The sequence below is a fragment of the Roseateles amylovorans genome (assembly GCF_025398155.2).
Lineage (GTDB): Bacteria > Pseudomonadota > Gammaproteobacteria > Burkholderiales > Burkholderiaceae_C > Roseateles > Roseateles amylovorans.
This window is the reverse complement of record NZ_CP104562.2, coordinates 807,923-820,561: the sequence shown is the minus strand read 5'-3', so window position 1 is coordinate 820,561 and position 12,639 is coordinate 807,923. Positions and strand designations below refer to the sequence as shown.

Sequence of the window (12,639 nt, the reverse complement as noted above, 5' to 3'; positions counted from 1 at the left end):
CGATCCACTTGCACAATTCGCTGCATGGTTGCTCCCACCCCGCTCCCCATCGCCGATGAGCTGCAGGCGCTCCGTGCCCAGATGGTGGATCTGACGATGCGGCACGTGCCCGGCGACGGGTCTCACGCCACCGCCGTGTCCTGCCTGCATCTGATCCGCGCCGGCTGCACCTCGCCCAAACCGGGCCCGGCGCTCTACGAGCCCGGTCTGGTCATCGTGCTGCAAGGCCGCAAGATGGTGGCGTTGGGCACCGAGACGCTCTATTACGACCCGCTGCATTTCCTGCTGGTGTCGATGACGGTGCTGCCGCGCGGTCAGGTGATCGACGCGACGCCGGACCGCCCCTACCTGTGCGTGCGGGTGAGCTGCGACACCCAGACGCTGGCCGACCTGATGCTGGAGGTCGGCCCCTCGTCGACGGACGCCACGCCGCAGGCGCAGTCCGGGCTGAATGTGGCGCCGGTGTCGGAATCGCTGCTCAGCGCCACGCTGCGGTTGATGCAGCTGCTGGATGCGCCGCAGGACCAGCGGGTGATGGGCCCGCTGCTGCAGCGTGAGATCTTCTACCGGGTGCTGACCGGTCCGCTGGGACCGCGGCTGCGCACCCTGGCGCAGCAGGACGGCGCCACCCGCCGCCTGTCCCGCGCCATCGACGAACTGAACCGCCGCTTCAACGAAGCCGTCAGCATCGACGAACTGGCGGCGGTGGCGCACATGAGCCCGTCCACCTTGCACCAGCGCTTCAAGCAGTTGACCAGCATGTCGCCGATGCAATATCAGAAGCAGTTGCGGCTGCAGCATGCGCGGCGGCTGATGCTGGCCGAAGGACTGGATGCGGCCAGCGCGGCGCATCAGGTCGGCTATGAAAGCGCCTCGCAGTTCAGCCGCGAATACCGGCGGCTGTTCGGCACGCCGCCGCGGGCGGACATCGAGCAACTGCTGCGCGTCAGCTGAGCATGGCAGGTCAGGAGCATCCGATGTCCGACGTGCTGGATCGCCTGATCCTGAGCCTGGATCGACACGCGCCGCGCGACGGCGTCTGGTCCACCGCCTTCCCTCGGCTGTGGACCATCCGCATGGGGTCGCCGGGTGTCGAGCTGATCCATGCAATGCAGCCGGCCGCGCTGTGCCTGGTCGTCCAGGGTGCGAAAGAGATCCAGCTGGGCGACGAGCGCCTGAGCTACGACGCGTCGCAGTTCATGGTGTTCACCACCGATCTGCCGGTGGCCGGACGCGTGTTCCAGGCCTCGCCGGAGCGGCCGTACCTTTGCCTGCGCCTGGACTTCGATCCCGCGGAGATCGCCGACTTGCTGGTGCAGTTGGGGCCGCCGCGCGCCGCGCCGTCGGGCAACGCCCATGCGGTGGCCGGCCATGCGAACGAGATCAGCCGCGGCCTGTTCCTGAGCCCGGTCACCGACGCCATGCTGGATGCCACCGCGCGGCTGCTGGATCTGCTGGACCATCCGCAGGACCAGGCGACGCTGGGCCCGATGGCGATGCGCGAGCTGGTCTACCGGGTGTTGCGCAGCGAGCAGGGCGAGCGCCTGGCGCAGGTGGCCCGCAGCGACAGCCAGACCCAGCGGATCCACCGTGCGATCCGCTGGCTCAAGCAACACTATGCGCAGCCGCTGCGCATCGAGGCACTGGCCAGGGAGGCGCACATGAGCACCTCCTCGCTGCACCAGCACTTCCGCGCGCTGACCGCCATGAGTCCGCTGCAGTATCAGAAGCAGCTGCGGCTGCAGGAGGCCCGTCGGCTGCTGATTGCCGAAGGGCTGGAAGTGGCCCGCGCGGGTCATGCGGTGGGCTATGAAAGTCCGTCGCAGTTCAGCCGCGAATACAGCCGGCTGTTCGGCGCGCCGCCGTCGCGGGATGCGATCCGCCGGCGCGATGGTGAAGCGGTGCGCCTGCCGGCCTGAGATCGGGAACGCCTGAGATTGGGAACATCCGGCGGCATGGGCTCGCGTCGGCGGGTGAGGCCCCGCCGAGCGGGGCCCGTATCAGCGCCGTGTCAGCGCCTCGTCAGCACCTCGTCAACACCTCGTCAGCACCCCATCAGCGTCGCTTCAGTGGCGCCTTCATTCGGTGTCAGAAGTCCCCATCCAGTGAAGCCGACAGCGCGGCATGCGCGCGCACCTCGGCCAGGCGTTGACCGAAGGTCTGCTCCGCAAATCCCACCGCGTCGGAGCCGGCCACGAAATGCAGCGGCGGCTGTTCCATGTTGGCGATCTGCACCAGCGCCGGCCCCAGCTTGGCGGGATCGCCCGGCTGGCGGGTGTGATAGGCATCGAATCGGCTTTGCGGAGGCTCGGGCAACCGGGCGTAGTCGGCGATCTTGGCGTCGCTGTAGCGGACCGAGCTGGCATCGAGAAAATCGGTCCGGAAGAAGCCGGGTTCCACGATGGTGACACGAATGCCGAAGCCGGCCACTTCCATCGCCAGCGATGCCGAGAAGCCGGTGACGGCGAACTTGGTGGCGCAATAGAGCGAGGAGCCGGAGAACGCCATGAAGCCCGCGACCGACGAGACGTTGAAGATCTGCCCGCTGCGTTGTCGACGCATGGCGGGCAGCACGGCGCGGGTGACGCTCATCAGGCCGAAGACGTTGGTGTCGAACTGACGGGCGATGTCGGCGGTCGCGATCTCTTCGAACAGACCGAACTGGCCGTAGCCCGCGTTGTTGACCAGCACATCGATGCGACCGAAGTGCGCGAGCGCCTGTTCCACCGCCTGGACCGCATCGGCCTCGCGGCTGACGTCCAGCGGCAGACAGAGCAATTGCTCGGTGGCCACCTGCTCGGCCAAAGCGGCGCGGAGCGTATCGGGCTGGCGGGCGGTGGCGACGACCTTGTCGCCCGCGGCCAGTGCGGACTTGACGATTTCCAGACCGATGCCGCGGTTGGCGCCGGTGATGAACCAGATCTTGGACATGGCGGGGTTTCCTGTGATGAGTGGAGGCAACGCCGCGAGGCATGCAGTGCGCTTGAACTCGGCGGCACTGCAGGGATCGACGACGGTGCAGTCATCGTAGGAATGGGCACGCCACCCGGCGTGCCCGATCCATGCCATGGCTTGCACGATCCGATGACGGTTCGCCTACGGGCTTTCACCACGCTGGCACACGCATGCCGCGACCCGCGTCAACCGGGCTTCATCGGTCCCGTGCCGCCAACATCGCCACAGCCACTTCCGCGAATCCCACCCCTCGCTCGCCCTCGGTCACATAGGCCGGCAGGTGCGCCAGCATCGGCAGGAAGCGGCGCACGTTGGCCACTCCGACCGACAGCGGCACGCGTTCGAACATCAACTGGTCGTTGGTGGAGTCGCCCACATAGACCCACTGCGCCGGATCGAACGCCTGACCGGTGAGACGCTGCACCGCCCAATGCGCTGCGGTCCATTTGCTGTGGTGGCCGATCCAGCCGTTGATGTGGATGGAGCTGACGGTCGCCGTCAGGCCGTGGGACCGCATGAGGTCGCAGACCACGGCAATCGCCTCGTCGCTCAGGGTGCTGAACTCGCTGTGGTCGATCGCGATGTCGGTCAGGCGGCCCGCGCTGTCCCGGGCCAGCGTGGCGCCCGGCACCCGGGCGAGGATGTCGGCGGCGCAGCGATGCAGGCGCTCGGCATTGGCGGCGCGCATCTCATCGGGCTGGGTGAACTCGGTGCGCAGATGCTCGCCCTCGCGATGCAGCAGCACGCCACCGTTTTCGGCGACGATGCCCTGGACCGGCCACGAGATCGCAAAGGGCTCGCTCCAGCCCGCCGGCCGACCGGTGATGGCGATGACCGGAATCCGGGCGGCCTGCAGGCGGTGCAGCGCGTCGAGCGCGGCGGGGGGGAGGGCGCCGTCGTCGGTCAGGGTGTCGTCGATGTCGGTCAGCACGCCGCTCACGGCGCGCCATTCTTCACGGGAACAGGAACTCAGCGGTCGCATGGCCGGCGATTGTGCCCCCGGGCCGGTGCGGGGCACTCGACGCCACGGCAAACCTGTCTACAATCCCGCCTGTTCCGAGGAGCGTTGCAACCTCCCATCGTCAGAGGCCAGGCTCGGAACCGCCGTGCGGCGATCGTCGCCCGGCATTGGCAACCGCGCTCACCCGTTGACCCTTTGGCGGCCGGGTGAGGCTTGAGCGGCATGGCCGCTCGGCGCTGCACTCAGCTCCGCATCCTGCCCCTCGGGCGTCAACGGCTCTACCCCCGTAGGAGCCCGCATGAACGCCCGCATGAACGCCCAATTGAACGCCCAACTCAAGCCCCTGGCACAAGACCAGTACCTGATCAAAGACCTGTCGCTGTCCGATTGGGGCCGCAAGGAACTCAAGATCGCCGAAAGCGAAATGCCGGCGCTGATGGCCATCCGCGAGGAATACGCCGCAGCCCAGCCGCTCAAGGGCGCCCGCATCACCGGCTCGCTGCACATGACCATCCAGACCGGCGTGCTGGTGGAGACGCTGCAGGCGCTGGGTGCCGAGGTCCGCTGGGCCTCGTGCAACATCTTCTCCACCCAGGACCACGCCGCCGCCGCGCTGGTGGCCGCCGGTACGCCGGTCTTCGCCTACAAGGGCGAGACGCTGGAAGACTACTGGGACTACACCCACCGCATCTTCGAATTCGGCGCCAAGGGCACCCCGGGCGAAGGCCCCAACATGATCCTGGACGACGGCGGCGATGCGACGCTGCTGATGCACCTGGGCCAGAAGGCCGAGAAGGATCTGTCGGTGCTGGCGCATCCGGGCAGCGAGGAAGAGCGCGTGCTGTTCGCCGCGATCAAGAAGAAGATCGCCGAAGACGCCACCTGGTACACCCGCAAGAGCGCCGAGATCATCGGCGTGACCGAGGAAACCACCACCGGCGTGCATCGCCTCAAGGAAATGTCCGACAAGGGCACCCTGCTGTTCCGCGCGATCAACGTCAACGACTCGGTCACCAAGAGCAAGTTCGACAACCTCTACGGCTGCCGTGAATCGCTGGTGGATGGCATCAAGCGCGCCACCGACGTGATGATCGCCGGCAAGATCGCCGTCATCGCCGGCTACGGCGACGTGGGCAAGGGCTCGGCCCAGGCCATGCGTGCCCTGTCGGCTCAGGTGTGGGTGACCGAGATCGATCCGATCTGCGCCCTGCAGGCCGCGATGGAAGGCTACCGCGTGGTGACCATGGAGTACGCCGCCGACAAGGCCGACATCTTCGTCACCACCACCGGCAACAAGAACGTCATCCGCCATGAGCACATGGCCGCGATGAAGCACAACGCCATCGTCTGCAACATCGGCCATTTCGACAATGAAATCGATGTCGCCTCGCTGGAAAAGTACGAGTGGGAAGAGATCAAGCCGCAGGTCGACCATGTGATCTTCCCGGACGGCAAGCGCATCATCCTGCTGGCCAAGGGCCGTCTGGTGAATCTGGGCTGCGGCACCGGCCACCCGAGCTATGTGATGTCGTCGAGCTTCGCCAACCAGACCATCGCGCAGATCGAGTTGTTCGCGCACAAGGACGCCTACGCCATCGGCAAGGTGTATGTGCTGCCCAAGCATCTGGATGAGAAGGTCGCGCGGCTGCAGCTGAAGACGCTGAATGCGCAGTTGTCGGAGCTGACCGAGGAGCAGGCCGCCTACATCGGCGTGTCGAAGCAGGGCCCCTTCAAGCCCGACACCTACCGGTATTGAGCGGGCGCGCCGCGAGCAGGCGCCATGCGTCGTTGCGGGTCGCCCCGAAGATCCTCACGTAGCGCCGCTACGCTCCGGTCTTCGGGTCCTCCCGCGCCTAGCCTGGCACCCGCTCGCGACACGCCGAGACACCGAGACATCTCAAGATCCACACAGTCGATGTTGAGATGCCGCATTGCCTCGGGACCCCCGATGTTTCGGCGACTGAAAGCCACGCCATCGTCCGTCGAGACGGTGGCGGGCCTTCGGTGCCTTCACGATTTCATGGATCCTGCGGGATCCGACATGCTGACTTCCCGCCCCTGATGCGATGAGAGCCGATCAATTCATCGTGGCCGCCGGACTGGCTCCCACGCGATCCGCCGCCCAGCGGCTGATCGAGCGAGGCGCCGTGCAGTGGGCCTCGCCCAAAGGCTGGGTGCCGCTGAAGAAGGCCGGCGAAGCGCTGCCGGACCATGCCGAACTCCGCATCACCGACAACGCCGAACTGCGCTATGTCTCGCGCGGCGGCCTGAAGCTTGAAGGCGCACTGCGTGCGTCCGGGCTCGACGTGTCCGGCCTGATCGCGCTCGACATCGGCCAAAGCACCGGCGGCTTCACCGACTGCCTGCTGAAGGCCGGCGCTGCCGCCGTGGTCGGCGTCGATGTGGGACACGGCCAACTGCACCCCAACCTTCAGGCCGATGCCCGCGTGAGCGCGTTGGAAGGCACCCATGTCCGGGAGCTCGACACCTCAGCGCTGCAAACCCTCGCGCCCGCCGGCGGCTTTGCGTTGATCGTCGGCGACCTGAGCTTCATTTCGATGATCGGCGCCCTGCCCCATCTCGATCGCTGGCTGTCTGCCCAGGGTCAGGTGCTGCTGTTGATCAAGCCCCAGTTCGAACTCGGTCCTCAGGCCATCGGCAAGGGCGGCTTGGTCAAGGATCCCTCGCTCTATCCCGCGCTGGCCGAGCAGGCTCATGCCGCCGCCATTGCGCTCGGCTGGACCGTGCGCGGCTGGTTTGACAGCGCCATCGCCGGTGGCGACGGCAACCGCGAATTCTTCCTGTGGGCGAGCCGGCCGGACGTGGCCGCCGCGCCACCGGCAAGCGCCGCTTCCCGCCGATCCGCTTCGGCCCCGATTTCTCCAGACGCCAAGGACGCCACATGACGACCCCGGTCAGCATCGAATTCTTCCCGCCCAACACCCCCGTCGGCACCGAGAAGCTCAAGACCGTGGTGCAGGAATTGCGCGCGGTGAATCCGCACTACTTCAGCGTCACCTATGGCGCCGGCGGCTCCACCCGCGAGAAGACGCTGGCCACCGTGGCCGACATCGCCAGCCAGGGCTTCGAGGCCGCGCCCCATCTGTCGTGCGTCGGCTCCACCCGCGAGAACATTGCGGAGATCCTCAGCACCTATCGCGCCCAGAACATCCGGCGCGTCGTGGCCCTGCGTGGCGATTTGCCCAGCGGCACCGCCACGGCCGGCGAGTTCCGTTATGCCGCCGAGCTGGTGCGCTTCATCCGCGAGACCCAGGGCGACGATTGGGACATCGAGGTCGCCGCCTACCCCGAATACCACCCGCAGCAACGCTATGCCGCCCGCGACCTGCAGTTCTTCGCCGACAAGGTGAAAGCCGGTGCCAGCGGTGCCATCACCCAGTTCTTCTACAACCCGGATGCCTACTTCCACTTCGTCGATGCGGTGCGGGCGCTCGGCGTGGACGTGCCCATCGTGCCGGGCATCATGCCGATCAACAACTACGCCCGCATCGCCCAGTTCGCGCAGCGCGACGGCATCGAGATCCCGCGCTGGGTGGCGTTGAAGATGGAAGGCTACATGGACGATGCGGCCTCGGTGCGCGCCTTCGGCCTGGAGGTGGTCACCCGCCTGTGCGAGCGGCTGATCGCTGGCGGCGTCCCGGGCTTGCACTTCTATACGCTCAATCAGTCGGCACTGACGCTGGCGTTGTGCCAACGCCTCGGTCTGTCGGCCGAACGTTGATCTGCCGCAAGCAGCGGCCGGTGACCGGCTCGCTGCGCGCCAGGCTTGTTCCAGGTCAACAAAACAGGCGCTCGCCGGCCGTTCAATAGCTCCGTGATTCACCCATCCCGGAGAAAACCAATGGCCCGCTTCCAGACCCGCACCCTTCCCCAACTGATCGCTGCTGCCGCACTGGTGGCGCTCACTGCGCAGGTTCATGCGCAGACCGCCGGCTCCGGCCCGTTCCAGGTGCGCGTGCGTGCCGTGTCCCTGGACCCGGCCGACAAGGACAGCACCGGCCTGGGCCTGAAGCTGAGCAAGAAGACCATTCCCGAAGTGGACTTCACCTACTTCTTCACGCCCAACCTGGCGACCGAACTGGTCCTGACCTATCCGCAAAAGCACAAGCTGAGCGCCGGCGGCACCCAGATCGGCACCGTCAAGCACCTGCCGCCGACCCTGTCGCTGCAATATCACTTCAATCCGGAAGGCCAGTTCCGCCCGTACGTCGGCGCCGGCATCAACTACACCCGCTTCTCCGGCGTGCACTTCAATCCCGCCGTGCAAGCCGCTCTGAGCCCCAGCATCAAGCGCAACAGCTTCGGCTTCTCGGCCCAGGTCGGCGCCGATGTGATGATCGACCGTCAGTGGTCGGTGAACTTCGATGTGAAGAAGGTGCAGATCGACACCAAGGTCTATTCGGCCAACACCGAAGTGGGCAAGTTCAAGATCGACCCGCTGCTGCTGAGCGTGGGCGTCGGCTACCGCTTCTGATTGCCCAGGTTCGGCGAGATCCGGCGGTCTGATCGCAGATCAGGGGCAAACACTGCCGGATCTCTCCAACTGCGGATGAGTCAGCCGGCGCCACCGCCAAGGCGGGCGCCCTTTAGCTGAGCCGCATTCCAACTGAGCCGCGTTCATCGTGGCCCCAGCAGCAGTTCCCCCAAGGCGCTTCGGCGCCTTTTTTGCATCTGGCGAGGTGTAGCCAAACCCGACATCGAGGCTCGAAAAGCGTCGGATTTCTTGACACCTGAACAAGGGACACGAAAAGCGTCACCGGTAGTAAGTCACGGCAACGAATGCAACCCCTTGTCACGATTGGAGACGAGCTGCCATCCCTAGTTCTAGGCATGGAGTCTGCTTGTATATGGAGCGAAACCTCTTTCTTTGACTCTGCCCCCCTTCTTTCCCATGACCATCAAGCGCTTCGTCCTTGCCGCCGCCACTGCCCTCACCACGGCGCTCAGCGCCCACGCGGGCATCGTGACCGTGAGCAACAACACCCCAGTCACGGTTTGCGACCTGTGCACCGTCACCTCGACCATCACCTACGGCAGCCACCTGCTGCTGGACGATGTGAATGTGTCGCTGTTCGACCTGCGTCACACCTGGGATTCGGACCTGCTGATCCAACTGATCTCGCCCACGGGCACGCTGGTGACGCTGAGCAACCGCCGCGGCAACAGCGGTGAGAACTTCATCAACACCGTGTTTGACGACGAAGCCACCGTGGCCGTCGCCGGTGCCCGTGCGCCGTTCACCGGCAGCTATCGTCCGGATGCGCGGCTGTCGGCCCTGGACGGCCAGGACGCCTTCGGCACCTGGACGCTGCGCGTGTCTGACGTCACCGCCTTCGACAACGGCCGCCTGAACAGCTGGGGCCTGACCTTCTCGGGCCTGAGCCAGGACAACCAGAACGTGCCGGAGCCGGCCTCGCTGGCGCTGGTCGGCATCGCGCTGGCGGGTGTGGGTCTGGCGCGTCGTCGCAAGGTCTGAGCCTGCGCAGCACGGCAGCGGGCAGCACTGTCCGCAGTCGTCCAGCTGCCATGAGGCCGATCGCCCCAATGAACAAGGGCCCCGTCGTGACTGACGGGGCCCTTTCACATTCAGATCGCGGTTCATGACAAAGGGGCCATGCGGCCCCTTGTCGTGAATCTGACATGCGCCAGCCTCAGCCGGCGCCGTGATCAGAATTCGTAAGACGCGCCCACCTTGAACGCACGCGGCCGGATGCTGTAACCCCCACGCAGATTCACCGGACGCTCATCCCCCATCAAGTTGTTGATGTTGAGCGACAGGCGCAGGTTCTTGATGCCGGTGTAGGCCAGGCTGAAGTCGGTCCGAAGGTCCTCGTCGATGAAGCAAGGCAGGCTGCCCGGGTTCAGACGTGTCCTGCAGGCCGCCTCACCCCACGCCGACTCGTCCGTCTCGTCATAGTTGAGCGAAGTCTTCGAGGTGTAGTTGAAGCGCAGCCCCGTGGTCCACGGACCCTTGGTCCAGTAGGCCGAGAACACGGCCTTCAAGCGCGGGTTGGTGTACTTGCTGACCTGGTTAGGTCGCCATTCGCCGGCGTCGATGTCCCAGGGCTTGTAGGTGAGCGCATAGGTCGCCGCGACGCCGAGGTTCAGCGTGCCGAACTCCCCGGAGGAGACCCGACCCTTGACGTCGATGTCCACGCCGGAGGTCTCCGTCTTGCCGAAGTTCTCGTACTGCAGCAGCAGCGAGGTGATCTGACCGGCTTGCCAGTTCAGGTTGGCTGCCGCAACCGGATCGAGGGCCTTGGCCCGAGTCACCCAGGCCTGCTCCTGATCGGTCAACGCGCCACGGCTGATCATGCTCTCGTAACCCGCCGTGCCTTCGCGTTCCAGCACGTAGGCCGGGTCCCGCGAGCTGATTTCGTTCTTGCGTTCGATCTTGAAGTAGTCCACCGCGAGCGACAGGTTCTTGACGGGTTCGAACACGAAGCCCACCGTCAAGCTCTTCGATGTTTCCGGCTTCAGGTTCGGATTGGCCGAAATCATCGCAGGCAATGAGGCCAGGCAGCCACTATTGAACGCCGTCGTGGCGTCGGATCGATCGGCTGCCGTGCCCTTTTGCAGGATGCTGCGCAGCGCGGTGGCGGTTTCGCAACGACGGGGGTCGACGGTGTTGTTGAAGAATCCGGTCACACCGACCTGGCCCAGGGTCTCCGGGATGTTCGGGGCGCGGAAGCCGCCAGCCACCGTTCCGCGCAACAGCAGTTGCGGCATGACCTCATAACGGACGCCGAACTTCGGCGACACGCGACCATCGAAGCCCGACGCCTTGTCCCAACGCAGCGCGCCGTTCAGCTCCAGGCCTTTGAACACCGGCGCATTCAGCTCCAGGAATGCCGCGTCCAGCTTCCGGTCACCATCGATCAGCACCGAGCCGCGACCGATGATTTCGGCCCGCAGCACGTTCTGGGTCGAAATGATGCTGACAGCCTCCTCTCGGTGCTCGGCGCCCACGGCGAAGGCCAGCGGCCCCCCCGGCAGTTGCGCGATCTCGCCGCTGACCTTGGCATCCACCCAGTTCTGATGGTTCTTGCCGTTCGAACCCTGGATCGGGAAGTACTTGTCCAGCAACTCCTTGCTGTTCGGTCCACCGATCTTGTACTCGCCGGACGCCACCGCGGCGAACAGGTCGCGAGAGCCCCAACGGCTCAGCTTGTCGGCCTTGGCATTGACGCGTCCACCGGCGACTTCCCAGTCATAGCCGCGGAAGTTGCCTTGCAACCCCACCATGGCCCGGTACTGGCTGGCGTCATTGTCATAACCAAAGATGCTGGGGTCATCCATGAAGCGATAGTCGATGCCGACCGGCACCGCGAACGGGTTGGCCGGGTTGCCGACCGCCAGCCGCGGATTCGGCACCGATTGAGCCACCTTGTTGTAGCCGTCGTACCAGCGCGAGGTCGCACCGGACGCAATCGTCATGGGCAGGTTGTAGTACTCGGTGGTGGTCTTCGAGTAGGACAGTTCAGCAAAGGCCTGAATGTCCTCGTTGATCTTGAACCGAGCGCCGGTGAACAGGTTGATGCGGTGCGCGGGATCCGAGAGCGGGTTGATGCCGTTCAGGTCCGTCACGCAGGCGCCGGCGGAGATGGTCGAGCAACCGGCCACCGGTACACGGGCATTGGTGGTCGGATTGCGCAGGTTGCCCGGGAATGACGTCACCGACGGATCACCGAACGACGGGCTCACGATGCCCTTGTGCCAGGCTGGGTAGCTGTCCTTGACGTCAGCCACGGTGTAGCCCTCGCGGCGATAGGCCTCGATGTTGCCGAAGATGTTGAAGCGGTCCCGCTCCAGATCGCCGTAACCCGCCACGATGCTGGCGGTCTTCTGGTCCCCGACGCTGGGGTTGTCGTTGTAGACATAGCTGGCGGACACGCCAACGCCGTTGTAGCTGCGCCGCGTGATGATGTTGATCACGCCGGCCATCGCATCGGAGCCGTAGATGGCGGAGGCGCCGTCCTTGAGGACTTCGATGCGCTCCACCACGTCCGACGGGATCGAGTCGATGTTGACGAAGGTGTCCTTCGCGCCATCGGCCAGGCCATAGTTGGCGACACGGCGACCATTGAGCAGCACCAGGGTCGCGCCCTTGCCCAGGCCACGCATCGACACGCCGGTGGCCCCGGAGGCAAAGCTCGAGTTGTTGCCATCGTCACGCAGCTCGTTGCTGGTCGTGGCCGTCAGCGTGTCCAGCACCTGACGAACCGTGGTGCCGCCTGTACGACGAATCTCGTCGCGGTTGTAGACCTGCACCGGCGAGGCCGTCTCGGAGGCCAGACGCTTGATGTTGGAGCCGGTCACCTCCACACGCTCGAGTTGCGTGGTCGCAGGCACATCGGACTGGGCCATCGCCGCCGCACAGGACAGGCTGCTCGCAACGGCCACACTGGTCAGCAACAGCTTCGGTTGCTTTGGAATGAGTCGAGACATGGAACTGGGCTCCTAAGGGTGGACGCTCGATGAAGCGCCGTTGTTCGGCGCTGCTGGGACGGCCCGCTGGATGCAGCGAGCCTGGCGCCATGCGAATTGTTACCAGGTCATTAATTCAAATGTCGACTATGCAAAGACATGTCATTGGAGTGACTTCTCCACGCAACAGCTCCATCGGCGGATACCCTCAACTGGACGTATCCCTCTCTCGTAAACCCGATCCTGATTTGCCCTCAGTCATCCTGACGGTCAGG

The 12,639-nt window shown here is 65.5% G+C and carries 10 protein-coding genes and 1 riboswitch; of the genes, 7 read left to right on the top strand and 3 right to left on the bottom strand.

The genetic code is table 11. The annotated features are described in order from the left end of the window. The first annotated feature begins 24 nt into the window (after positions 1-24). Together N4261_RS03590 and N4261_RS03585 are read left to right on the top strand one after the other, a co-directional pair. The gene (locus tag N4261_RS03590; RefSeq protein WP_261758851.1) at positions 25-954 is read left to right on the top strand and encodes an AraC family transcriptional regulator; all 930 of its coding nucleotides are present in this window, start codon (positions 25-27) and stop codon (positions 952-954) included. A gap of 23 nt (positions 955-977) precedes the next feature. Continuing rightward, positions 978-1,919: an AraC family transcriptional regulator gene (locus tag N4261_RS03585; RefSeq protein WP_261758850.1), complete on the top strand. Its 942-nt coding sequence runs from the start codon at positions 978-980 to the stop codon at positions 1,917-1,919. A 169-nt stretch (positions 1,920-2,088) separates the two neighbouring features. Here the strand turns inward: N4261_RS03585 and N4261_RS03580 are convergent, their stop codons facing one another. Beyond that, a complete protein-coding gene (locus tag N4261_RS03580) occupies positions 2,089-2,931 on the bottom strand; it encodes an SDR family NAD(P)-dependent oxidoreductase (protein WP_261758849.1) in 843 nt (280 codons plus the stop codon). A gap of 220 nt (positions 2,932-3,151) precedes the next feature. After that, positions 3,152-3,937, bottom strand: coding sequence for an HAD family hydrolase (locus N4261_RS03575; protein ID WP_261758848.1), 786 nt, complete (start codon positions 3,935-3,937; stop codon positions 3,152-3,154). Positions 3,938-4,007: 70 nt separating this feature from the next. Then, a riboswitch (S-adenosyl-L-homocysteine riboswitch) is annotated at positions 4,008-4,105 on the top strand. Positions 4,106-4,238: 133 nt separating this feature from the next. On the opposite strand from N4261_RS03575, the gene ahcY reads away from it, so the two are divergent. From ahcY to N4261_RS03550, 5 genes are all read left to right on the top strand, one after another. Further along, positions 4,239-5,672, top strand: a complete 1,434-nt coding sequence (gene ahcY / locus N4261_RS03570) for an adenosylhomocysteinase (protein WP_435532049.1) — start codon at positions 4,239-4,241, stop codon at positions 5,670-5,672. Positions 5,673-5,982: 310 nt separating this feature from the next. Then, entirely contained in the window at positions 5,983-6,822 is an 840-nt protein-coding gene (locus N4261_RS03565) for a TlyA family RNA methyltransferase (protein ID WP_261758847.1), read from the top strand. Next, the gene (metF, locus tag N4261_RS03560) at positions 6,819-7,658 is read left to right on the top strand and encodes a methylenetetrahydrofolate reductase [NAD(P)H] (RefSeq protein ID WP_261758846.1); all 840 of its coding nucleotides are present in this window, start codon (positions 6,819-6,821) and stop codon (positions 7,656-7,658) included. The genes N4261_RS03565 and metF overlap by 4 nt, the downstream gene beginning before the upstream one ends. A gap of 120 nt (positions 7,659-7,778) precedes the next feature. After that, entirely contained in the window at positions 7,779-8,411 is a 633-nt protein-coding gene (locus tag N4261_RS03555) for an OmpW/AlkL family protein (RefSeq protein ID WP_261758845.1), read from the top strand. Between the two features lie 417 nt (positions 8,412-8,828). Continuing rightward, positions 8,829-9,413, top strand: coding sequence for a proprotein convertase P-domain-containing protein (locus N4261_RS03550; protein ID WP_261758844.1), 585 nt, complete (start codon positions 8,829-8,831; stop codon positions 9,411-9,413). Positions 9,414-9,604: 191 nt separating this feature from the next. On the opposite strand, the gene N4261_RS03545 is transcribed toward N4261_RS03550, so the two are convergent. Beyond that, positions 9,605-12,385 carry a TonB-dependent receptor gene (locus N4261_RS03545; RefSeq protein ID WP_261758843.1) on the bottom strand — a complete coding sequence of 927 codons (2,781 nt, stop codon included), beginning with the start codon at positions 12,383-12,385 and terminating at the stop codon, positions 9,605-9,607. Positions 12,386-12,639: the final 254 nt, after the last annotated feature.

Coding starts and splice junctions, on each gene's coding strand:
- N4261_RS03590 (WP_261758851.1), top strand. CDS start 25: ATGGTTGCTCCCACCCCGCTCCCCATCGCCGATGAGCTGCAGGCGCTC.
- N4261_RS03585 (WP_261758850.1), top strand. CDS start 978: ATGTCCGACGTGCTGGATCGCCTGATCCTGAGCCTGGATCGACACGCG.
- N4261_RS03580 (WP_261758849.1), bottom strand. CDS start 2,931: ATGTCCAAGATCTGGTTCATCACCGGCGCCAACCGCGGCATCGGTCTG.
- N4261_RS03575 (WP_261758848.1), bottom strand. CDS start 3,937: ATGCGACCGCTGAGTTCCTGTTCCCGTGAAGAATGGCGCGCCGTGAGC.
- N4261_RS03565 (WP_261758847.1), top strand. CDS start 5,983: ATGAGAGCCGATCAATTCATCGTGGCCGCCGGACTGGCTCCCACGCGA.
- metF (WP_261758846.1), top strand. CDS start 6,819: ATGACGACCCCGGTCAGCATCGAATTCTTCCCGCCCAACACCCCCGTC.
- N4261_RS03555 (WP_261758845.1), top strand. CDS start 7,779: ATGGCCCGCTTCCAGACCCGCACCCTTCCCCAACTGATCGCTGCTGCC.
- N4261_RS03550 (WP_261758844.1), top strand. CDS start 8,829: ATGACCATCAAGCGCTTCGTCCTTGCCGCCGCCACTGCCCTCACCACG.
- N4261_RS03545 (WP_261758843.1), bottom strand. CDS start 12,385: ATGTCTCGACTCATTCCAAAGCAACCGAAGCTGTTGCTGACCAGTGTG.